This window comes from Vibrio sp. TRT 1302 (assembly GCF_050113875.1).
GTDB lineage: Bacteria > Pseudomonadota > Gammaproteobacteria > Enterobacterales > Vibrionaceae > Vibrio.
The window spans coordinates 1-23,017 of the sequence record NZ_JBNJOF010000016.1 but is presented as its reverse complement, the minus strand read 5'-3'; the positions used below and the strand labels follow the sequence as shown (position 1 = coordinate 23,017).

The following is a 23,017-nucleotide window of genomic DNA, read 5'->3' as shown; positions in this document are numbered from 1 at the left end:
GCATCTTTCTTGGATTTGTCAATGAAGAAACCGATAGGTTGAATAACCATTCATATAAGGAGATATCCATGAACATGACGTTCAAACTAAAGCTTGCGGCATTGGGCACTTCACTCGCGCTGACTTCCGGGTTGGTTAATGCTGCCGATACGATCAAAGTTGGTGTGTTGCATTCACTATCCGGCACTATGGCGATCAGTGAAACCACATTGAAAGATACGGTCTTGATGCTGGTTGAGGAGCAAAATAAAAAAGGTGGTCTGCTGGGCAAGAAGCTCGAAGCGGTTGTCGTCGATCCGGCGTCAAACTGGCCATTGTTTGCTGAAAAAGCACGGGAATTGATTGAAAAAGAGAAAGTAGACGTTGTTTTTGGTGGCTGGACATCAGTATCACGTAAATCCATGCTGCCAGTATTTGAAGAACTCAATAGTATCCTGTTCTATCCAGTACAGTACGAAGGCGAAGAGTCGTCTAAAAACGTGTTTTACACCGGCGCTGCGCCAAACCAGCAAGCGATTCCTGCGGTCGACTACTTAATGAAAGAGTTACAGGTCGAGCGTTGGGTTCTCGCGGGAACGGACTATGTCTATCCTCGCACAACCAACAAGATTCTTGAGTCTTACCTTAAAAGCAAAGGTGTCAGCGAAAAAGACATCATGATCAATTACACGCCGTTTGGACATTCAGATTGGCAATCTATCGTGTCAGACATCAAGAAATTTGGAGCAGAAGGCAAGAAAACCGCGGTGGTTTCAACCATCAATGGCGACGCCAACGTTCCATTCTATAAAGAGTTAGGTGCACAGGGCATCTCATCAGAAGACATTCCTGTGGTGGCATTTTCGGTCGGTGAAGAAGAGCTATCTGGAATGGATACCTCACCATTGGTTGGTCACCTTGCGGCTTGGAACTATTTCATGAGCGTGGATACCGAGAGCAATGACGAGTTCGTGAAGACTTGGCAGAAGTTTATTGCCAGTGAAAAACGAGTAACCAATGACCCAATGGAAGCGCACTACATTGGTTTCAATATGTGGGCTCAGGCAGTGACTAACGCGGGTACAACTGATGCTGAAGCCGTGCAGGATGCCTTGATTGGTGTGTCTGTCCCTAACCTGTCAGGCGGCTACTCTACTATGCTGCCCAACCACCATATTACGAAACCGGTACTGATTGGCGAGATTCAGGACGATGGTCAATTTGATGTCGTTTGGGAAACCACGGGTCTGGTGGCTGGTGATGCTTGGTCAGAATATTTACCTGAGTCTGCAAAGCTATTTTCAAGTTGGTCAAAGCCATTCTCTTGTGGTGCTTTTAACGTAGAAACGAACAAGTGTTCGGGCACAAACTAAATCCCTCAATTTTAGCGCCGAAGGGCAGGTCCTAAGGCGCTTTTTTCTTCTGCTGATAGTTAATAACATCAAGGATGCACATTATGTTGACCGTATTACGGCTCTACGCTGTGCTCGTCATTTCACTGATTGGATTTAGCCCTTTCTCCATGGCTGCTGACAGTGAATCAGAGCCGTTAAATCAGGATGCGTTTAGCCAAGTTTTGCTAGGAAAAAACAGTGCTAACAAGCAGCAGGCCGTGAGTTGGCTTGTTACTTCCTACTCTTCAGAGATCTCAAAACCCATTTTGGTCGCTTGGCTGGAAGGGGATCTGTTCTATCTAAAAGAGACAAATAACCCATTGAACGCTTCGTTGTTTATCATTGAAGCTCTACAAGTCGGCGGGCAGGCAAAGCACGTCTGGAGTGACAACCTTGTCAAGATTGAAAACATTCGCCAGTTTAAAAAAGTGAAGGTAGACAACAAACTGCGTTCTGTTCTTCGTTCTCAAATAGCGACTCTTGGATTGCATAGCGCCAATGTCGAGATGCGCAAAGCGTCGGTTCAGGCACTGATTGGCCACTCCGATCAAAATGTCACAATGCAGCTTAAACAGTTGATCTCTTCAGAACAGGATAGTGATATCAAAGCCCTGCTTGAATTGGCGATCGCCGTTGATGCGGCACTCGATGGCAGCAATGCGCAACAACTGTCAGCGATAGAGTCTTTGGCTGATTATAACCAGCCAGTGGTGTTGTCTACTTTGAACCAAGTCCTAGCCACTGAACAGGATGAGCGTATCCTCACCGCGGCACAGCGCAGTTTGCAGCATTACCAACAGAGCCAGCGATTCTATTCGGGGGTCGAGACCCTATTCTTCGGTTTGAGCTTGGGGTCGGTGCTCGTGTTGGCGGGAATAGGATTAGCGATAACTTTTGGCGTGATGGGCGTGATCAATATGGCCCACGGTGAGCTGATTATGCTCGGAGCCTACACCACTTACGTGATGCAGCAACTGCTGCCAAATCATATTGGTGTTGCTCTGCTGGTATCCATTCCTATGGCGTTTATCGTCTCTGGATTAGTGGGCGTCGTGATTGAGCGGAGTGTGATTCGCCACCTTTATGGTCGTCCACTGGAAACTCTACTCGCAACCTTCGGCGTCAGTCTAATCCTACAACAAGCGGTACGATCTATTTTCTCTCCTCTTAACCGCTCAGTCAGCACACCTGACTGGATGGCAGGGGCACTGGAAATTAATCCCATGTTGTCACTGACCTATAACCGTCTTTACATCATTCTCTTCTGTGCATTGGTATTTATCGGTCTAGTGATGACGCTGAAAAAAACGCCATTAGGTCTTCAGGTTCGTGCGGTGTCGCAAAACCGAGCTATGGCAAGGGCGATGGGTATTCGCTCTGAGCGAGTGGATGCCTTGACCTTCGGATTAGGCTCGGGTGTTGCCGGAGTGGCTGGCGTCGCCCTTTCTCAGCTAACCAATGTGGGTCCAAACATGGGGCAGGCTTATATCATCGACTCCTTTATGGTGGTGGTGTTTGGTGGTGTTGGTAACCTATGGGGCACCTTGGTCGCTGGGTTAGGGCTGGGTCTGTTCAACAAGATTCTCGAACCTTGGGCAGGGGCTGTGCTGGCGAAAATCCTTATGTTGGTTTTTATTATTCTGTTTATCCAAAAGCGTCCGCGAGGCTTATTCCCTCAACGTGGTCGCGCTGCAGAAAGTTAAGGAGAGGTTATGCACCAATCAGTAAACACAATTCGACCTCGATCATTTGTCCTTTCTGCCATGGCTGGTGATAAAGGGGGACAACTCACCTTGCTGGCTGTGTTAGCGGCGATAATCGTTATTCCATTGGCAAACACACTGCTTCCCGCTGGACATCCGCTTCATGTCGAGACTTTTACTATTTCGTTGCTTGGTAAGTATCTTAGTTACGCCATGCTCGCCCTAGCGGTCGATCTGGTGTGGGGCTATCTGGGTATTCTGAGTTTGGGTCACGGGGCATTTTTTGCTTTGGGCGGTTATGCGATGGGTATGTACCTTATGCGCCAGATCGGTGACCGAGGGGTGTATGGCAACCCAGTACTGCCCGATTTTATGGTGTTTCTTAATTGGCAGGAGTTACCTTGGTTCTGGCTGGGATTTGATCAATTCTGGTTTGCGGCACTGATGGTCGTTTTGGTGCCTGGTGCTCTAGCGTATGTTTTTGGTTATCTCGCATTTTGCTCAAGGGTTTCTGGGGTCTATTTGTCAATTATCACTCAGGCTCTGACCTATGCGCTGATGCTGGCATTTTTCCGCAATGAGATGGGGTTTGGTGGCAATAACGGTCTGACCGACTTTAAAGATATTCTCGGTTTTAGTTTGCAGCAGGACAGCACGCGTATTTCGCTATTTGTGGCGACGGGGATTGCATTAATCCTCAGCTACTTATTGTGTCGCAGTGTGGTGTCGAGTCGTTTAGGGCGCGTCTCTATGGCGATTCGAGACACTGAGTCTCGTACCCGATTTATGGGCTATGACGTTGATGGTATTAAGTTGTGGATCTTTGTACTTTCAGCGGTTATCGCGGGGGTTGCTGGGGCATTGTACGTACCACAGGTTGGCATCATCAACCCTGGTGAGTTTGCACCGCTAAATTCTATTGAAATCGTTGTTTGGGTCGCGCTGGGTGGGCGGGCCACCTTATTTGGTGCCATCGTTGGCGCACTGGTGATCAACTACGCAAAAAGCTGGTTTACAGTCGAGTTTCCGGAAGTGTGGTTGTTTGCTTTAGGTGGGCTGTTCGTGCTTTCAACCATGTATTTTCCTAAGGGCATCATGGGTTTTGTCAGTGACAAATTCCAAAAGTTGAACAAAGTGAAAGCGAATAGAGATAGCACACATAAGGAGCAGCAAGAGAAGGAGGCATTGGTATGACAGGACTCAACCGTGCGATGCAACTCAAACAGTCGGTAGCGGAAATCACTCGACGAGATGAGGTGTTTTCATTTCTCAAAGCAGAGCAACATCCGTTGATTGATAGCCGTCACAACATACTGCTCTATGTCGAAGGGGTGAATAAGAGCTTTGATGGCTTTAAAGCGATTAATGATCTCAACCTCTATATTCGCGAAGGAGAGCTACGCTGCATTATTGGACCAAATGGGGCGGGTAAGACCACCATGATGGACATCATTACAGGCAAAACGAAGCCGGATAGTGGTTCCGTCTGGCTCGGTTCTAATCTCAACTTACTCAAAATGAATGAGGCTCAGATTGCCAATGCGGGGGTCGGTCGAAAGTTCCAGAAACCTACGGTCATTGAATGCCTCAGTGTTTGGCAAAATCTAGAGTTGGCGATGTCTGGCGTTCGTTCCGTATGGGGAACTTACACCGCAAGGTTAACGGGCGAGCAGAGTGACAAACTTGAGGCAGTGTTGACTTTAATCCACCTCCAAGATCATGCCCGTATGCTTGCAGGCAATTTATCCCATGGTCAGAAACAGTGGTTGGAAATTGGCATGCTGTTGATGCAAAACCCTAAATTGTTGCTTATCGATGAACCCGTTGCAGGCATGACTCATCAGGAGATGGACCGCACTTCTGAGCTGCTGAATTCGTTGGCAGGAAAGCACTCTGTGGTGGTGGTGGAACACGATATGGATTTTGTTCGCTCCATTGCCAGTCATGTCACCGTGCTCCACCAAGGTCATGTGTTAGCAGAGGGAAGCATGGATAAGGTTCAGGAACATCCGCAAGTTAAGCAAGTGTATTTAGGGGAATAGCATGTTAACCATTTCAGGACTAAATCAATTTTATGGTGAGAGCCACACGCTTTGGGATCTCGATATGGAGATCCCCAAAGGAAAATGCACTGTGCTGATGGGCAGAAACGGTGTCGGCAAAACCACGTTACTTCAGTGCATCATGGGGCTAGTGAAGGTGAAAAGTGGAGATATTTTGCTCGACGGCAAATCAATAGTGGGTCGCGATGCAGAGTCGCGCCCAAGAATGGGGATCGGTTATGTTCCGCAGGGACGCCAGATCTTCCCAATGCTGACAGTCGAAGAAAATATGCAAGTAGGCCTGCCGATCCGCGCCAAAGGAGACCGACAAATCCCTGCGTTTATCTTTGATCTCTTTCCTGTGTTGGATGAGATGCGCCATCGTCGTGGCGGGGACCTATCCGGTGGTCAGCAGCAACAGCTTGCTATTGCCCGTGCCTTGGTGGTCAACCCTAGCTTACTGATCCTAGATGAACCGACCGAAGGCATTCAGCCCAATATCGTGCAGGAGATTGGTGACATCATTCGCATGCTAAATGAGAAACTGGGGCTGACGGTGCTATTGGTCGAGCAAAAGCTGCCGTTTGCGCGAAAAGTGGGCGATCAGTTCTGTATTTTAGATCGTGGCAGGAGAGTTGCAGAGGGAAGGATGGATCAACTCAAGGATGAACTGATAAAGGAGTATCTCACGGTATGATTTGTGACCCAGCAGTCGCCTTTGAATTTGGCAATCAGCCCAAGACATTAGGTCAAACCATCGCGTCCGATACCTCGCAGGGGTGGAAGGCGAAACTCAAGTTACGCTTTACTGATCGTGGCGATAAAACCGTGATTAAAGAACGCCAGCAGATGGGCCCATTAGCCATTCAGCGCCCTCTTTATCCCGAAGGCAAAACCTGCCACGCCTACTTGCTCCATCCCCCAGGAGGTGTGGTAGGAGGGGATACTCTGAACATTCATGCTCGAGTTGAATCGGGCGCTCATTCGCTCGTCACCACACCGGGTGCCACCAAGTTTTATCGTTCTGACCAGCGCTACGCTCACCAGAGACAAATATTGGAAGTGGCAAAAGGAGGATATCTTGAGTGGTTACCGCAAGAGAATATCTTCTTTCCTGACGCTCATGCCCGACTAGATACTCAAATTCACTTAGAGACGGACGCCCTGTTTTTGGGCTGGGAGATGCACTGTTTTGGTCGCCCTGCACTAAATGAGGGATTCTCATCAGGACATTTAGTTGGAAAAACAGAGATTTACTGCGATGGAAAGAAAATATTGACCGAAGGGTTAAATTTTCGTGGTGGCGATAATCTTATGCTTAACAATGGCTTACTAAATTTTCCTATTGCAGGAACTCTGTATATTTCTGAGCAAAACGAGGAATTTTTCCAATTGGTACAGAGCTTGCTCAATAACATAAGAGATGACATTGGCACAGATAAGTTAGTGATTGCTGCGACGCAGATAGAACAACTCGTTGTAGTAAGAGCATTGGGTCAATGGAGTGAAGTGATCTTAGCTTGTTTTCAGCGGGTTTGGCAGCAAGCTCGCCAATACTGGACCACAGAGTTACCTCAGCCACCAAGAATTTGGGCGACCTAGTTAGCCCGATGCATTAGAGGTTGCGTATCTCGCTCCATACTTGCCCAATTTCGCTATCAGTTGGATTAGTACAAGGGAAACTATGGAACTTACACCAAGAGAGAAGGACAAGCTGTTAATCTTCTGCGCTGGCATGCTAGCGCAGCAACGCAAAGAGCGAGGGCTAAAACTCAATTACCCAGAGTCTGTGGCTTATATCAGCAGCGCGATTCTGGAAGGAGCCCGAGAAGGCAAAAGCGTTGCTCAGTTAATGGATTATGGTCGTACACTGCTTAGCGCTGACGATGTTATGGAAGGGGTTGCCTCAATGATCCCTGATGTTCAGGTTGAAGCAACGTTTCCTGATGGCACTAAGCTCGTTACCGTTCATGAACCGATAGTGTAGGGCGTATTATGGCAGCAACGACAAGCAGTGTTCGCGGTTTTGTACCGGGACAAATTGAAACAGCCTCTGGGGAAATTGAGCTCAACACTGGCCGTAAGACCTTCGAAATCTCAGTAGAAAATGTAGGCGACCGACCAATACAGATAGGCTCCCATTATCACTTCTACGAAGTCAATCCATCACTCCAATTTGAACGTGAACCGTGCCTTGGCTATCGGCTCAATATTCCCGCGGGAACTGCGACTCGTTTTGAGCCTGGGCAGTCTCGTACTGTAGAACTGGTTGAATACGCAGGAAAGCGCGAAGTGTACGGATTTCAGGGCAAAGTCATGGGCAAACTCGCCTAGCACTCTAACAATAGACAAGGATAGGTAATGGCAAGCATTTCCAGACAGGCGTATGCCGAAATGTTTGGGCCAACAGTTGGTGACCGTGTGCGTCTGGCGGACACTGATTTATGGCTTGAAGTAGAAAAGGATTTCACCGTCTATGGCGACGAAGTCAAGTTTGGTGGCGGTAAGGTGATTCGTGATGGCATGGGGCAAAGTCAGCGTCCGAGCGCAGAGACGGCAGACTTAGTGATCACCAATGCCATTGTGTTGGATTACTGGGGAATCGTTAAAGCCGATGTCGCGATTAAAGAGGGGCGCATTCAGGCTATAGGTAAAGCTGGTAATCCAGACGTACAACCAGACGTTACTATTGTCATCGGACCGGGAACAGAAGTCCTCGCAGGGGAAGGCTCCATTCTTACCGCTGGTGGTGTAGATTCCCATATTCACTTTATCTGTCCACAGCAAATAGAAGAGGCACTCGCCTCTGGTATCACCACAATGATAGGTGGTGGTACGGGGCCCAACACTGGCACGAACGCAACGACCTGTACGCCAGGACCGTGGAATATGCACCGTATGCTAGAGGCGTTGGATCACTTTCCTATGAATTTTGGTTTACTGGGGAAAGGCAATGCTAGCCAGCCAGAAGCTTTACGAGAGCAGGTGAGCGCTGGTGCTATTGGCTTGAAGCTGCATGAAGATTGGGGTACGACACCAGCGTCGATAGATACCTGCCTTTCGGTCGCGGATGAGATGGATGTACAGGTTGCAATTCATACCGATACGCTTAACGAATCAGGCTTTGTTGAATCGACGCTCAGTGCCATTGGTGGCCGTGTGATTCATACCTACCACACTGAGGGGGCAGGTGGTGGACATGCTCCAGATATCATTAGGGCTGCCGGTGAGTCGAATGTATTACCCTCTTCGACTAACCCGACTCGACCTTATACCGTTAATACGGTCGATGAGCATCTGGACATGTTGATGGTGTGTCACCACTTATCTCCATCGATTGCTGAAGATGTCGCTTTTGCCGAATCCCGTATTCGACGTGAAACCATCGCGGCTGAAGACATTTTACATGATTTAGGCGCTTTCTCGATGATCGCTTCTGACTCACAGGCAATGGGGCGAGTTGGCGAAGTGATCACTCGCACTTGGCAAACCGCGCACAAGATGAAAGTGCAACGTGGCAGTTTGGCGCAAGATTCCTCCTACAGTGATAATTTTCGACTCAAACGCTATATCGCTAAGTACACCATTAATCCGGCGATTACGCATGGTATGGCTCACGAAATTGGTTCTATAGAAAAAGGCAAATTGGCGGATCTGGTGTTGTGGAAGCCTGCATTCTTCGGTGTCAAACCGAGCGTGATTATCAAAGGTGGCATGATTGCTATGGCCCCAATGGGAGACCCGAATGCATCCATCCCGACGCCACAGCCAGTGCATTATCGAAGCATGTTTGGCAGTTATGGTAAAGCCTCTCAGAACACCTCAATGCTGTTTGTTTCCCAAGCGGCGCAACAGGCTGGAATCGCCAGTGAATTGGGATTAGGGAGCCGGCTCGGGGTTGTCAGTCATTGTCGTGATATCAGCAAGGCAGACATGAAACTAAACGACTGGCAGCCCAATATCGAAGTGGATTCGCAAACCTATCAGGTTCGTGCCGATGGAGAGCTGCTGGTTTGTGAACCGGCAGAAGTGTTACCCATGGCACAGCGCTACTTTCTGTTTTAACCGCGCTTTGGCACTAACAACGAATAAGGACATGCCATGATTGAACTGACCGAAATCAGCAGCGAAATCGTTATAAGACCGGATGCTTTTCTTAGCCTACCGATAGAGAGTCGAATAAAGAGCCGACTTAAAGTGGAACTGGATGACGGGCGAGAAGCCGGACTGTTTCTGCCCCGAGGGCACATTCTACGTGGTGGTGAACAGTTGAAAAGTCAGTGCGGGATCATCGTTGAAATAAAAGCGGCACCAGAGAAAGTCTCTACCGTTTATTGCAATGACCTGCACCTTCTGACTCGTGTTGCTTACCATTTGGGTAACCGACACGTCCCTCTTCAGGTCGAATTCGGCTGGGTACGTTATCAACATGACCATGTTTTGGATGAAATGGTCGAAGGACTCGGCGCTAAGGTGACCTTTGAAGAGGCTTCGTTCGAGCCTGAAAGCGGCGCTTATGGTGGCCGCTCTGGTGGCCATCACCACCATCACTAATTACCCACATAAGCTAGTACTACAAGGAAGTTTTTATGAAAAAGTCTTGGTTTTCATCATTTGCTGCGACGTCACTTACTTTTGCTTCATTGCCGGCTATTGCTCATCCTGGCCATGAAACGAGCTCTTTTTCCGCAGGGTTAACCCATCCGGTCACCGGTTTTGATCACCTGATCATGCTGATTGCTTTTGGTATCTTAATCGCATGCCTTAATACCAGCTTCAAACGCAAAACGGCGTTGATGGGCAGTGCTCTGCTCTCTTTGCTGGCTGGATTAGCGGCAGGTCAGCTATTCGGAATCTTCAACGGAGTTGAACTGGCGATTGGCGCGTCGCTGTTTGTCGTCAGTGGCGCGATCTGGCAGGCGTTTTATGCATCCAAGGATATGATGCGTTTTATCGTGACACTTTGTGTCGGTCTGCTCTTCTTTCACGGTTATGCGCATGGTGTTGAAGCACAGGGCGCTATCTCAACATTTGCAGCAGGGATGACATTAAGTGCCGCGGCTTTGATGATGCTCGGCATTCAGTTCGGACGTGCTTTATCTAGCCCTTGGCTATCGGTCGGCGTTGTTTCAGTCAGCGCTTTAGTGCTTGTTTAAGCCGCTACTTTGCCCATGAAGCAACAACACGATTCTCATAGCGTATATCGGTTATTTCAGCTGATTAGCCCCTCTCTGCCAATTGGCGGATTTACTTACTCTCAAGGTTTAGAGTGGGCGGTTGAGGCGGGCTGGGTAACCAATCGACAGTCAATGCAGGACTGGCTTGGCAACATGCTGTTTAACAGTGTTGCTACGCTGGAACTGCCTCTGATAGATAAGTTCTGTGACGCGTTGTGTCGTGATGATCTTACTGCATTGATTGAACACAGTCGGCTGCTGTACACCAGTCGCGAGACCAAAGAGTTGAGAGCCGAAGAGCGGCAGCGCGGGTTGGCTCTGGTCACACTGCTTAAACAACTCGGTATCGAACACGCCAGCTTTGCAGAACCTGACATTGAAATGAATCAGTTACTCGGTTTATGTATTGCAGCCAAACATTGGCAAATACCGTCTCATGCACTCAAGCAAGGTTATTTATGGAGCTGGGCGGAGAACCTAGTGATGGCAGGCGTGAAACTGGTGCCTTTAGGTCAGACGGATGGTCAACGGGCGCTATTGAACATCAGTGATAGCTTCCCACAGGCACTTGAGTTAGCGAGTCAGATAGAAGAGTGGATGATCGGTAGCTATACCCCCTCTATTTCGATTGCCAGTAGCCTGCATGAAACACAGTACACACGCTTGTTCCGCTCATAGCTGCGGGATTGGATGACAAGGATTATTAAGGATTAGATTATGGAAAGTTACAAACAACCCTTACGAGTAGGCATTGGCGGCCCAGTAGGATCAGGGAAAACGGCGTTGCTCGAAGTGCTATGTAAAGCAATACGTGACCGACTCAACATCGCTGTCGTGACTAACGATATCTACACTCAGGAAGATGCGAAGATTCTGACTCGCGCCGAAGCGTTAGCACCGGATCGTATTATTGGGGTCGAAACGGGCGGTTGCCCTCACACAGCTATCCGTGAAGATGCTTCGATGAATCTCGCTGCGGTTGAAGAGTTGGCAAAGCGTCATAAAAATCTCGATGTGGTGTTTGTTGAAAGTGGCGGCGATAACCTCAGCGCGACGTTCAGTCCTGAACTGGCCGATCTGACCATTTACGTGATCGATGTTGCTGAAGGGGAGAAGATCCCTCGGAAAGGAGGTCCGGGTATTACTCGCTCAGATCTGCTGATCATCAACAAAATAGATCTCGCGCCCTACGTCGGAGCCTCGCTGGAAGTAATGGAACAAGACACTCAACGAATGCGCCCAACAAAGCCATTTGTGTTCACCAACCTAAAAGAGTCAAAAGGGCTTGATACCATTATCGATTTTATTGTTACTCAAGGCATGTTAACGATGAAGTAGTCTGCATCAACCTTCTCAAAAGGCACCTGATATAGGTGCTTTTGGGATTTGCCTGCGATCCAAATAGATTGGTTTTACCAGTTATTTTGAATTTGAATAAGTGTCTTGTTAGCTATACATTGACTGGATAATAGCAAGGAGAACAATTACATGCCTATTAATGGAGTTTGTCACGACTTTGCCTTTACGCGCTGTTTCCCAGTCGAAAGCAAAGATAGAACACCCAGTGTCAAAGAGAGTAAAAAGTTTTGGGGACTGTTGATTGGCAAGATGCAACGTGTTCACCCGAACGATTTGGATACGCTTGCGCCTGGTGTTCTTACCGTCGTTAATCCGACTGGCTACCCAACCTACACTCCTCATTCCTACTATGTTGGTGATGGCAAAGTGCTCTATAGCACCAATGACCCTTTTTTCGATAAAGTGAACAAAAGTAAAGTCGATACCAGTATTCAGTATGGTGTTGGAACCATTACCTACACGTTGGCGACGCTGAAAGAGGCCTTGAGAAATGTCAGTGACGGTCCGCAAGGGCCGACGGCTAAGATTGGTACTGACAACCGTGATCTCGAGTTTTACTGGTGTTCAACGGCTATCGCACGCCTTGGCTGGTGGGCTCAGTAACTCACTTGCAACCTTCAATCCAAAGCCTCGGTTATCTACCGGGGCTTTTTTCTTCATTGGGTCTAACCCAAAATCGGAGCCTCTGACTTTGAGTGGGGCCAGAATCTTATTTTATGAGATTTTAATCACATTAATGACTTTGTTTGATTATTGATTAATCAATTACTACTTTTTATTTATCTGTCTCATTCATACAAGGGATCAGTTTTGAAAAGATTAAAAGTCGTATTCCTAGTTCAGGTGATCATCGCTCTGACCCTTGTGTTGCTCGTGTCAGCATTTATCAAATATCAGAGTTTCAAAGTTAACTTACATCAAGAGCTGGAACATTCCGTGGAAAACACGACCCAACGGATGAAGATCAGTTTGCCCAAATCGGTATGGGATTTCGATCTGGAATCCGCCAAGGTATCCATATCCGCAGAGCTCAATTTGCCAGAGATAGCAGCGATTCAGTTGGTAGACAATGAAGGCAAGGATCTGTTGTTCCTCACTCAGCAAGGGAATGGTGAACAGCGACAAATCGTCGACGTAGTGAATAAAGCCCAGTTTCTCGCTGAAAACAGCCTTAGAGCCAGTCTGGTATTTGTCGAATATGGTGAAGAAAATTCAGTGGGTGAAGTGGTGGTCTACTTTGATACTGGCGCTTTGGATGCAAAGTTGGCTAGCTCGCTGAATACCAGCATTATTGAGCTTATCGTGCTCGATATCATCATCTCAATCGTTATTGTCTCTGTGTTGGCGATGACGGTAATCAGGCCGATCTCTCAGTTGACTGAGGTGATAAAAGACTTAGCGTCGGGTGATGGAGACCTAACAAACAAACTCGCGCCTGCTAAGTATCGAGAGTTTGCTGACATTACTGAAGGCATCAACAGTTTTACTGAGTCGCTGCGACAGATTGTACAAGATGTGAATCGTTCATCGGAAGCGCTCGGTGAGAAAGCGCAGGCCAATGGTGCGACGGCGCATACCAACGCCGAAAAACTGGAGGCACAAAGGCACCAGTTGACGACCGTAGCCGCCGCCGCGACCGAGTTAAATCAATCGGTTTCAACGGTCGCAGATACCGCGTCTGAAACCGCAGAGCAGGCTCATACCGCAACCTCGTTAACGACTAATGTCAGCGATGCGATTGAAAACTCCGCAAGAGACATCATCAATATGCGTGAAGAGATGGACCATGTTAATGAGGAAATGCATGTCCTGATTGATGAGGGCCAAAAAATCACGACTTCATTGAAAGTCATCAATGATATTTCCGAGCAGACTAACCTGTTGGCACTTAATGCGGCGATTGAGGCTGCTAGGGCAGGGGAGCAAGGGCGAGGGTTTGCGGTGGTTGCGGATGAAGTGCGAAATCTAGCGGTAAAAACCAGCCAATCCACAGAGCAGATCCATAAAAACATTGTTGCGTTAGATGCGGCAACCAAATCAGTAGAGGACGAACTTACCCGAATTGCAACCTTGCTGGAAACGACCGCTTCAAGAGTCAGCGAGTCTCAAAGCTCGGTCAGTGAGGTGCAGACGCTTATTACCATTATTTCCGACCGAAGTGGCCAGATTTCACAGGCGACCGATGAACAAAGAATGGCGGTTGAGGAGATCAGCAGAGCGATTGTTGAAGCTTCTGAAGCGACTAACGAAGTGTCATCTGGTGCGACTAAGAATGCAAAACGAACGGAAGAAGTATTGAGTCTTAGCCAAAGTATTGCCAATCACATGGCTAAGTTCCGTACTTAACCTACCAATCAGAGGGAATGTTATGAGGAATCTTCTATTACTAACAGTGGGTGCACTTTTGTCTGCGTCGGTACAAGCGGCGACCATTACTGCCGCGCAAGATCCATGGGCACCATTTGTTCAGACCGATAAGGCGAACCCGGGGGTATCGGTAGAAATTATTACCGAAGCCTTTAAAACGCAGGGACATATGGTGGACTTCAAAATCATGCCTTGGACTCGGGCATTGAATGAGGTCAAAGATGGGAAAGTGGATGTGCTGGTCGCGACTTGGTTCACGAGTGAACGAACCTCTTTCCTCAAGTATAGCGACCCTTATCTCGAAAACTCACTCAAGTTCATCAAGCGTAAGGGCGATGGATTTGAATACAATGGCATGGACAGTTTGACGGGTAAAACAGTGGGGATTATCCGCAATTATGGCTATGGAGATGAGTTTTTGGGGGCGACGAACTTCAACAAACCAGAAGCGAATGATTTAGTGGCGAATGCTAAAAAGCTGATGGCCAAACGGATTGATTTGACACTAGAGGATGAGTTAGTTGCCAAGTCCACTCTATCGGGCGCAGGAATGAATGTGGCTGATTTTGAATTTACCGCTAATGCTTTGTCTGTCAATCCATTGCATGTTACCTCTGGATTGGCGAATCCAAACAATGGGCAATATATCGAGGCATTTAATAAGGGGTTAGCTGAGATAAAGGCCAACGGTACATTCGATAAAATACTCGCTAAATACGGTATCCAGTAGCGGTGGAGAAAAGGGCCGAATGTCTGGTCAGTCGGCCCAGTGTGGTAGCACTTCATTGCTCAATAGTGACTATCACAGGAAGGAATTTGTTTTGATTTGAAGGGCTAGCGGTTAGCTAGCTCTCTTCTTTACTTCAATTTGTCCTTTGGCATCGTAGGCTTTCTCACCATAGATGAAGGTTTCACAGACGGTGCGATCATCGCCGAGACTCATTAAGACAAACAGTTTTTCTTCAAGCGTAGTGGCTTGATTCATGCGAAAACGCATCAACTGAGTTGCGTGGAGATCCAGCACCACGAAATCCGCTTCTTTGCCGATTTCGAGGTTGCCGATCTTATCTTCAAGGTGAAGAGATCGCGCCCCACTGAGTGTGGCAAGGAATAACGATTTCAACGGGTGCAGTTTCTCTTGTTGCAACTGCATGATTTTATAGGCTTCGCTCATCGTTTGAAGAATCGAGAAGCTGGTACCCGCACCAACATCTGTTCCCATCCCAACTCTAACGCCATGCTCTTCTAACTTAGGCAGTTTGAATAGACCGGAACCTAAGAACAAGTTAGAGGTTGGACAAAACGCTATCGCGGACTCAGTGTCGGCCAGTCGCTGACATTCACAGTCTGACAGGTGGATACCGTGAGCGAACACTGAGCGCTTATGCAGTAATCCATAGTGGTCATACACATCGAGGTAAGAATCACGCTCAGGAAACAGTTCCATTACCCACTCAATCTCTTTCTTGTTCTCAGACAGATGAGTGTGCATATAAACGTCAGGATACTCTTCTAACAGTTTACCGACGGTCGCCAATTGCTCAGGGGTACTGGTTGGTGCAAAGCGTGGTGTAACGGCATAGAGTAGTCGTCCACGGTTATGCCATTTCTCGATCAGTTCTTTGGATGCTTGGTAGCCAGATTCTGGAGTATCCGTCAGATAATCGGGCGCATTTCTGTCCATCAGTACCTTACCCGCAATCATGCGTAAGTTACGTCTTTCTGCTTCTTCGAAAAAGACATCGACAGACTCTTTGTGGACTGTCCCGAACACCAATGCAGTCGTGGTTCCGTTGCTCGCCAGCTCATCGAAGAACAGTTTTGCCACTTTATGGGCGTAGACCGGGTTTTTAAATCGACGCTCTTCAGGAAAGGTGTAGTTTTCCAGCCAATCGAGTAGCTGTTCGCCGTAAGAGGCAATCATGCCAGTTTGTGGGTAGTGAATATGAGTATCGATAAAGCCTGAAGTGATAAGCTTATCTTCATACTCAGTAATGTTTAAGTCTTTAGGTTGACGAATGAGAACGTCTTCGGTTGCACCGATATCTATGATGTGACCATTCTCGACCACGATCATACCGTCATCGAAAAATTGGTAAGAGTTATCCAGTCCGACATCTTTCGGATCAGCGATGCTGTGCAAAATAGCTGCACGATAGGCGTTGCGTTGCGTTGTCATGTTTACTTCCTTTTAAACCCGATTAGAACCGCAATCTGGGTTAGGCGATTTTCTCTTCCAGTACAGAATCGCTCATTGGTATATCTTTAATGTGGCTGTTTGGTCGCTTTTCTTCAAGTGGAATCCCTTGATAGTGTGCAATTAGCTCACCAGCGACCGAGACGGCGATTTCTGCGGGGTGTTTCCCCGAAATCATGCTGACTCCGATAGGGCAAATCATGGTATTGATTTGCTTTTCACTGTATCCACGTTGGGCTAAACGCATATCAAACTTTTTACGTTTAGTCAGCGAACCAATCATGCCAAAGTAAAGGCTGTCATCACGATCGATAATGGCTCGTGCTAGATCGAAATCAAGCTGGTGGTTGTGAGTCATCACTAGGTAGTAGCTGTTCGGTGGCATATCTGCTACCTCAGCGACCGGATCGTCAGTGACTAACTTTGTGATGCCACGAGGCAATTCCTCTGGGAATACCTCTTCTCGTTCATCAATCCAAGTGACACGAAATGGAAGAGTTGAGACGATATGTAAAAGGGCTTTGGCAACATGACCTGCACCGAATACGACTAGATGTTTTTGCGCGGTGCCAATGGGTTCAAAGCTCAGAGTTGCCATTCCGCCACAACACTGACCTAAGCGAGCCCCAAGGTTAAAGCGTTCAACTTTCAGCGAGCGTTCTCCCGAGATAAGCATTTCACGCGCCATCTTGGTCGCGACATGCTCGAGATGACCACCACCAATGGTGGCGATCAGTCTATCTCTGGTGACCAGCATTTTGGTGCCTGCATCCCTTGGCACAGAGCCACGGTCTTCCAATACAGTCACCATTACGCAAGGTTCGCTGTTTTTCTCTAGTTGTGCCAGTTCATGAATCCAATTGTCCTTAAACATACGTCTCTCCTTGAACGGTTGAGCTGACGCTCAAATCTTTTCCTCACTCCTATACTGCTGGCTTGGGAGTGACCTGTTAGCGTGTGTTAAGCCTTTTGAGCACTCTGCGATGCAGATTGTGCTTGGGGCTGGGTGACTTTCTGAATCGCCATTAACACTCGCTCAGGTGTTGCTGGTGTATCAAGTTTTGCAATAGCACCTTCCACGGCGACATAAGAAATTGCGTCTTTCAGGGCGCTCCAAACAGACATGCCAAGCATGAATGGAGGTTCACCGACGGCCTTAGAGTTAAACACGGTATCTTCTGGATTGGCTCGGTTTTCCAGAAGGTGGGTATGGAACTCTATCGGCATATCCGCAATCGCTGGGATTTTGTAGCTTGCTGGACCATTGGTCATCAGACGCCCCTGCTCATTCCACACTAGCTCTTCGGTTGTTAACCACCCAACACCTTGCAGGAATCCACCTTCAACTTGGCCGATATCAATTGCTGGGTTTAGCGAAGCCCCTACATCGTGAAGAATGTCAGCGCGAAGGATTTTGTATTCTCCCGTTAAGGTATCCACAATCACTTCGGAGCATGACGCACCGTAGGCGTAGTAGTAGAACGGACGACCACGCGCTTTCTCATGATCGTAGTAAATCTTAGGCGTGCGGTAGAAACCGGTACTTGAGAGTGACACCTGATTGAAGTAGGCCAACTGAACAAAGGATTCAAAGGTCATGATTTCATCACGAATCATGATCATGCCATTTTTGAAGATGACCTCTTCAGGTGAGACTTTAAAGTGACTTGACGCGAAGTCGATGAGTCGTTGCTTTATCGTCAGAGCGGCGTTCTGGGCTGCTTTACCGTTGAGGTCGGTGCCCGATGAGGCTGCGGTCGGCGATGTGTTCGGTACTTTGTCGGTATTGGTAGCGGTGATTTGGATACGTTCAACATCAACTTGGAACTCCTGTGCAACAATTTGTGCCACTTTGATATTTAGGCCTTGTCCCATTTCAGTACCACCGTGGTTAAGATGAATACTGCCATCGGTGTAAATGTGAATGAGCGCACCAGCCTGATTTAGGAAAGTCGCAGTGAATGAAATACCAAATTTCACCGGAGTGATCGCTAGGCCTTTTTTTAAGATCGGGCTTTGCTTGTTAAACTCAGCAATGGCTTTACGACGCGCGTGATAGTCACTGCTTTGTTCCAACTGTTCGGTGATCTCAGGCAAGAAGTTATCTTCAACCGTCTGGTAGTAGTGAGTGACATCACGTCCCTCGCCACCGTAGTAATTGGCTTTGCGGACTTCGAGCGGATCTTTGCCAAGGTAACGGGCAATTTCATCCATAATATGCTCGATGGTCATCATCCCTTGTGGGCCACCAAATCCTCGATAAGCTGTGTTTGAGGCTGTGTTCGTTTTACAACGGTGACCTGTCACTGTCGCATCACCCAGATAGTATGCGTTGTCTGAGTGGAACATGGCACGATCAACAATCGAACTCGATAGGTCTGGAGAGTAGCCGCAGTTACCTGCCACGATGATCTCAGCACCCTGAATGACGCCATTGTCATCGAAACCGATCTTGTATTGGTTGTAAAACGGATGACGTTTGCCCGTCATTGTCATATCTTCTGCGCGCGGTAAGCGCATTTTGGTAGGGCGTTTAGTCAGGTGTGCAATTACGGCAGCCATACATGCTGGCGCAGCGGCCTGAGTCTCTTTACCACCAAAACCTCCTCCCATACGGCGCATATCAATCACCACCTTATGCATGGGGACGCCAAGAACTTCAGCAACCAGCTTTTGCACTTCGGTCGGGTTTTGAGTCGAGGTATAAACGATCATGCCGCCATCTTCTGTGGGCATGACGCTACTGACTTGAGTCTCAAGGTAGAAGTGTTCCTGACCACCAATTTCAAGATCGCCTTCGATGATGTGTTTAGCTTTCGCAAGTGCCGCCGCAGAGTCGCCGCGCTTTTGTTGATGGCTTTCGGTAACGAAAAGTTGTTTTTCCAACGCTTCTTTTACATCCAGAACCGGTGGTAACGCTTCGTATTCGACAATAGCAGCCATTGCTGCTTTGCGAGCCGTCTCCAAATCATTGGCAGCCACAGCAAGTACAGGTTGACCGTAGTATTGAACCAGACCATCAGCCAGTAGTGGGTCACCAGGAAGAATTGCACCGATATCGAGTTGCCCAGGAACATCCTCATGGGTGATGGCAATCGCGACACCCTCAAACTCATAGCAAGGTGAAACATCAATATGGGTGATCTTGGCGTGAGCCTGCGTACTGAGTCGAGCGTAGACATGTAACTGATTTGGAAACTCAAGACGGTCATCGATATAGATGGCTTCGCCAGTCACTTGTTTTGGGGCGCTATCATGCTTTACGCTTTTACCAACGCCAGTTTTGAGATCCTGTTTTACGATGGCGACCATCTCCTCATGAGTCATGGTCTGATGATGTGCGTTAGACATAAGACGTTACCCTTGTTTCAATCTGGTTGTTATGAAGGTTTTGCTCTATGAAGAATCGGCGCAGCATGTTCGCGGCGGTAAGAGAGCGGTACTCTTTGCTTGCTCGGAAATCTGACAGAGGCTCGAAATCGTTATGGATCTCGCTCATGGCTTCATCAATGTTGGCCTGATTCCACTCTTTGCCAAGCAAAGCATTTTCACAGCGAGTCGCGCGTTTAGGTGTTGCGGCCATGCCGCCAAAGGCAATTCGAGCGCCAATGACCTTGTTATCTTCTATCTGGATATTGAACGCGCCACAAACCGCAGAAATGTCGTCGTCTAAACGTTTCGAAAGTTTGTAAGCTCTGAATGTTTCATTCGCTTTTGGCTTTGGAATAATAATTTGCTCAATGAATTCACTTTCTTGCTGAGCGGTTACCTTGTAGCTGATGAAGTACTCTTCAATCGGCATGATACGGCTCTGTTTACCACGACGTAGCTTGATTTGAGCGTTGAGAGCAATCAGTAGAGGAGGCGCGTCACCGATCGGTGAGGCGTTGCCAATGTTGCCTCCTAGCGTACCTTGGTTACGAACTTGAAGCGAAGCGAAACGATGCAGCAGTTCACCAAAATCTGCGTAGTGCGTAGTCAGTAGTTGGTAGGCGTCGCTAATGGCAACATTGGCACCGATATGTAGCGCATCGTCGCTCTCTTCACATACCTTCATATCTTCCACTAGATTGAGATTGATAAGTGTCTCTATCTCACGGTGGAACTGAGTCACTTCTAGGGCCAAGTCCGTACCACCGGCAACCAGTTTTGCCTTCGGGTTGGCGCTATAGATATCGGCGAGTTCGTTAATGCTTCGAGGCAGATAGGCAGTGAGGTTACCATGACTTAGGCTAGCTGGTTGTTCCGCAAGAGTTTGTAATCTAGCAACAGTGGTTTTTTCCAACTCAACAAATTGATCCATCAAAGGTTCGTTGGAAACTAAAGAAAGTGCCGCATCAACAATTGGACGATAGCCAGTACAGCGGCATAGGTTTCCGGCAAGAGACTCCATAACGTCTTCTTTATTCGCGGCTGGTTTGTTTTTGCTCAAAGCGAACATCGACATAATGAAACCAGGGGTACAGTAACCACATTGTGAACCGTGGAAATCGACCATCGCTTGCTGTGTTGGATGAAGCTTGTCTTTATTTTTTAGGTCTTCAACAGTAATCAGCTGTTTACCGTGAAGGCTAGAGACGAACGTCAAACAAGAGTTAACAGAGCGGTATTGAAGCTTTCCTTCAACAACTTCACCAAGTACTACGGTGCAGGCACCACAGTCTCCTGAACCACATCCTTCTTTTGTCCCTGTTTTTTGTACTTGTGTTCTCAGGTATTGGAGAACCGTCATGTTTGGTGACAGTTCACTTTCTTGTCTGAGTTCTTGATTGAGTAGGAAAGTAATCAAGAGACCTCCTTGTGCATTGACACTAATGTTCCGATGTTTGTTTTTCTGACCTTTGGGTCAATAATTGGTTAATTTGACTCCAAGGTCAACTTTAATTTTACAAAAATGCAACAAGAAATAGCTTGTGTTTTTACATGATAGAAGAGGGTGTTGATACTAACTTATTGATAATTAATGGCTTAGTTGTTATTTTTGTGTAAAAAATCTTAGCGTAAAGATTTTTAATATTGTATTTTTATTTGTATACAATCTTGAAGGGGGAGATAAAAAACCCAGCTTGATGCCGGGTTTGAGTCTTGGTTGGGGGGAGCGTCAGGACTATTTACGGTTCAATATATCCGAGAAGACAACATGCAGATCATTAGAGGCAGCGCTACTGTCGAGATTGAGTCGAGACCGAATGTGGTTGATATGCTCCTGCATCAGAGACAAAGCCTGTGTGGCATCGCCCGCTTCTATAGCGTCAAGCAGGTTGGAATGTTCATCGAGCGAACAGTTAGCGTGGTTACCAGTTTCGTACTGAGCGATGAGTAGAGAGGTCTGAGAGACTAAGCTCCTTTGGAATGCCAGCAAAGGCGTATTGTGGGCCATCTCAGCGAGTTTGATATGGAACTCTCCAGACAGACGCAACCCTTTACCGTAGTCACCGTTGGCAAATGCGTCGTTCTCTTTCTCAACTAAGCGGCGACACTCTTCAATTTTGGCTGGCGTGGCATGTTCAACTGCTAATTCGGTAATCGCCAGTTCCATCACCTCACGCGCTTTGATGATCTGTTTCGCCTCGTCTTTTGTTGGTGCAGATACCATCGCACCTCGGTTAGGGCGAATACTCACCACTTGTTCCATCGATAGACGCAGCAAAGCTCGACGTATGATTGTGCGGCTGACACTAAAGATTTCAGCGAGTGCTTCTTCATTCAGCTTTGTTGCTGGAGGTAGACGCTGCTCTAGAATTGCATCAAAGATATGACAATAAACCACGTCATCCTGAGTTTGGCCGGCGACTTTTGTCTTGACGTTTTTCGCCACAGAATTTTTTAGATTTGCCATAAGCGGCGTTCACTCTCAAACCATTTATTTCGCTAATAAAACAATCATACTTCACTTTGTATACATGTGGCTAGTTACCCTTAGAAGGCTTTGTGAAGCGAGACGACTGAAATGTTAACAAATATTGGTTAGAAGATTGAAAATGCGCATTCTACATGTTTTACTGCGCGCATATTCAACAAGTTGGGCAAGTAATGTCATGAACAAGATCAATGTAGTCGGAACCAGTGGTAGCGGAAAATCAACATTTTCAGCCCAACTTGCTCGTCACCTTGAGTGCGCACATATCGAAATGGATCGACTGTTTTGGAAACCAAACTGGCAGGAGTCCAGTGACGAAGAGTTTTTCTCTCGCCTAGAAGATGAGCTGAAAGCGCCGAGTTGGGTACTGGATGGTAATTACAATCGCACGCGTGTCATTAAATGGCATGACGTTGATACTGTGATATGGGTTGACTACTCATTGTCGAGAACCCTCTTTCATGCAGTGAGACGAGCTTTAAGCCGCTTGATTTCAGGCAAAGAGTTGTGGCCCAATACGGGCAATAGAGAAACGCTGAGCAAGTCATTTTTCAGTAGAGATTCAATTTTGTTGTGGACGATCAAAACCTATCATTCGAATCGTGAAAGGTACTTAGCCGATATGGACAATCCTCAATATCAACATATTCGCTTTGTTAGATTGACGAGTCCTGCTGAGGCGAGACGATTTCTATGCGATTTATAGAGGCTTGTTATAAGGATAAAGCGCTACTGACATTGTAGAGAATACTTTTATCTCCGGGCAACTTTTTGCTCGATTCGAGCAAGATCTTGCTCAGATCGAGCAAAAAGTTGCTCAGCTTGAATATTAACAAACCCTTAAGTTATTGAAATATATACGATTTCACTTTGGCACGCTTTTTGACTAAGAGTGAGTGTTATTACACTCAACCTCTAAGGATTTTACTATGCCAACTC

22 protein-coding genes are annotated in these 23,017 nt (G+C 47.4%); 17 read left to right on the top strand and 5 right to left on the bottom strand.

Annotated elements, in window-relative coordinates; all coding sequences use genetic code 11:
- The first annotated feature begins 68 nt into the window (after window positions 1-68).
- The 16 genes from urtA to ACQEXP_RS16010 all read left to right on the top strand — a co-directional run bounded on the left by urtA (window position 69) and on the right by ACQEXP_RS16010 (window position 14,751).
- Entirely contained in the window at window positions 69-1,352 is a 1,284-nt protein-coding gene (urtA, locus tag ACQEXP_RS16085) for an urea ABC transporter substrate-binding protein (protein WP_426970922.1), read from the top strand.
- An 83-nt stretch (window positions 1,353-1,435) separates the two neighbouring features.
- The gene (urtB, locus tag ACQEXP_RS16080; RefSeq protein WP_426970921.1) at window positions 1,436-3,076 is read left to right on the top strand and encodes an urea ABC transporter permease subunit UrtB; all 1,641 of its coding nucleotides are present in this window, start codon (window positions 1,436-1,438) and stop codon (window positions 3,074-3,076) included.
- 30 nt (window positions 3,077-3,106) lie between these two features.
- Complete coding sequence (gene urtC / locus ACQEXP_RS16075; RefSeq protein ID WP_426970965.1) at window positions 3,107-4,270, top strand: urea ABC transporter permease subunit UrtC; 1,164 nt, start codon at window positions 3,107-3,109, stop codon at window positions 4,268-4,270.
- Window positions 4,267-5,118 carry an urea ABC transporter ATP-binding protein UrtD gene (gene urtD / locus ACQEXP_RS16070; protein ID WP_426970920.1) on the top strand — a complete coding sequence of 284 codons (852 nt, stop codon included), beginning with the start codon at window positions 4,267-4,269 and terminating at the stop codon, window positions 5,116-5,118. The genes urtC and urtD overlap by 4 nt, the downstream gene beginning before the upstream one ends.
- 1 nt (window position 5,119) lies before the next feature.
- Window positions 5,120-5,815, top strand: a complete 696-nt coding sequence (gene urtE / locus ACQEXP_RS16065; RefSeq protein ID WP_426970919.1) for an urea ABC transporter ATP-binding subunit UrtE — start codon at window positions 5,120-5,122, stop codon at window positions 5,813-5,815.
- Window positions 5,812-6,720, top strand: a complete 909-nt coding sequence (locus ACQEXP_RS16060; RefSeq protein WP_426970918.1) for an urease accessory protein UreD — start codon at window positions 5,812-5,814, stop codon at window positions 6,718-6,720. Before urtE ends, ACQEXP_RS16060 begins: the two co-directional genes overlap by 4 nt.
- 82 nt (window positions 6,721-6,802) lie before the next feature.
- Window positions 6,803-7,105: an urease subunit gamma gene (gene ureA / locus ACQEXP_RS16055; RefSeq protein WP_269375414.1), complete on the top strand. Its 303-nt coding sequence runs from the start codon at window positions 6,803-6,805 to the stop codon at window positions 7,103-7,105.
- Window positions 7,106-7,113: 8 nt separating this feature from the next.
- On the top strand, window positions 7,114-7,452 hold the full coding sequence (locus tag ACQEXP_RS16050; protein ID WP_426970917.1) for an urease subunit beta: 339 nt from the start codon (window positions 7,114-7,116) through the stop codon (window positions 7,450-7,452).
- A gap of 27 nt (window positions 7,453-7,479) precedes the next feature.
- On the top strand, window positions 7,480-9,183 hold the full coding sequence (gene ureC, locus ACQEXP_RS16045) for an urease subunit alpha (protein WP_426970916.1): 1,704 nt from the start codon (window positions 7,480-7,482) through the stop codon (window positions 9,181-9,183).
- Window positions 9,184-9,219: 36 nt separating this feature from the next.
- Window positions 9,220-9,672 (top strand): urease accessory protein UreE, encoded by a 453-nt coding sequence (gene ureE / locus ACQEXP_RS16040; protein ID WP_426970915.1) that lies wholly within the window; start codon window positions 9,220-9,222, stop codon window positions 9,670-9,672.
- 35 nt (window positions 9,673-9,707) lie between these two features.
- On the top strand, window positions 9,708-10,274 hold the full coding sequence (locus ACQEXP_RS16035) for a HupE/UreJ family protein (protein ID WP_426970914.1): 567 nt from the start codon (window positions 9,708-9,710) through the stop codon (window positions 10,272-10,274).
- Window positions 10,275-10,289: 15 nt separating this feature from the next.
- Window positions 10,290-10,973 (top strand): urease accessory protein UreF, encoded by a 684-nt coding sequence (locus ACQEXP_RS16030; protein ID WP_426970913.1) that lies wholly within the window; start codon window positions 10,290-10,292, stop codon window positions 10,971-10,973.
- A gap of 39 nt (window positions 10,974-11,012) precedes the next feature.
- Window positions 11,013-11,633, top strand: coding sequence for an urease accessory protein UreG (gene ureG, locus ACQEXP_RS16025; RefSeq protein WP_269375421.1), 621 nt, complete (start codon window positions 11,013-11,015; stop codon window positions 11,631-11,633).
- A 150-nt stretch (window positions 11,634-11,783) separates the two neighbouring features.
- Window positions 11,784-12,257 (top strand): hypothetical protein, encoded by a 474-nt coding sequence (locus tag ACQEXP_RS16020; RefSeq protein ID WP_269375422.1) that lies wholly within the window; start codon window positions 11,784-11,786, stop codon window positions 12,255-12,257.
- A gap of 207 nt (window positions 12,258-12,464) precedes the next feature.
- On the top strand, window positions 12,465-14,000 hold the full coding sequence (locus ACQEXP_RS16015; protein ID WP_426970912.1) for a methyl-accepting chemotaxis protein: 1,536 nt from the start codon (window positions 12,465-12,467) through the stop codon (window positions 13,998-14,000).
- Window positions 14,001-14,022: 22 nt separating this feature from the next.
- On the top strand, window positions 14,023-14,751 hold the full coding sequence (locus ACQEXP_RS16010) for a transporter substrate-binding domain-containing protein (protein WP_426970911.1): 729 nt from the start codon (window positions 14,023-14,025) through the stop codon (window positions 14,749-14,751).
- Between the two features lie 111 nt (window positions 14,752-14,862).
- Here the strand turns inward: ACQEXP_RS16010 and guaD are convergent, their stop codons facing one another.
- From guaD to ACQEXP_RS15985, 5 genes are all read right to left on the bottom strand, one after another.
- Complete coding sequence (gene guaD, locus ACQEXP_RS16005) at window positions 14,863-16,200, bottom strand: guanine deaminase (protein WP_426970910.1); 1,338 nt, start codon at window positions 16,198-16,200, stop codon at window positions 14,863-14,865.
- Between the two features lie 40 nt (window positions 16,201-16,240).
- Window positions 16,241-17,092: a xanthine dehydrogenase accessory protein XdhC gene (gene xdhC, locus ACQEXP_RS16000; protein ID WP_426970909.1), complete on the bottom strand. Its 852-nt coding sequence runs from the start codon at window positions 17,090-17,092 to the stop codon at window positions 16,241-16,243.
- 86 nt (window positions 17,093-17,178) lie between these two features.
- Window positions 17,179-19,569, bottom strand: a complete 2,391-nt coding sequence (gene xdhB / locus ACQEXP_RS15995; protein WP_426970908.1) for a xanthine dehydrogenase molybdopterin binding subunit — start codon at window positions 19,567-19,569, stop codon at window positions 17,179-17,181.
- The gene (gene xdhA / locus ACQEXP_RS15990) at window positions 19,562-21,007 is read right to left on the bottom strand and encodes a xanthine dehydrogenase small subunit (RefSeq protein ID WP_269375428.1); all 1,446 of its coding nucleotides are present in this window, start codon (window positions 21,005-21,007) and stop codon (window positions 19,562-19,564) included. The genes xdhB and xdhA overlap by 8 nt, the downstream gene beginning before the upstream one ends.
- Window positions 21,008-21,325: 318 nt before the next feature.
- Window positions 21,326-22,057: a GntR family transcriptional regulator gene (locus tag ACQEXP_RS15985; protein ID WP_269375429.1), complete on the bottom strand. Its 732-nt coding sequence runs from the start codon at window positions 22,055-22,057 to the stop codon at window positions 21,326-21,328.
- 199 nt (window positions 22,058-22,256) lie between these two features.
- Between ACQEXP_RS15985 and ACQEXP_RS15980 the strand changes: the two genes are divergently transcribed.
- Complete coding sequence (locus tag ACQEXP_RS15980) at window positions 22,257-22,784, top strand: AAA family ATPase (protein WP_426970964.1); 528 nt, start codon at window positions 22,257-22,259, stop codon at window positions 22,782-22,784.
- Window positions 22,785-23,017: the final 233 nt, after the last annotated feature.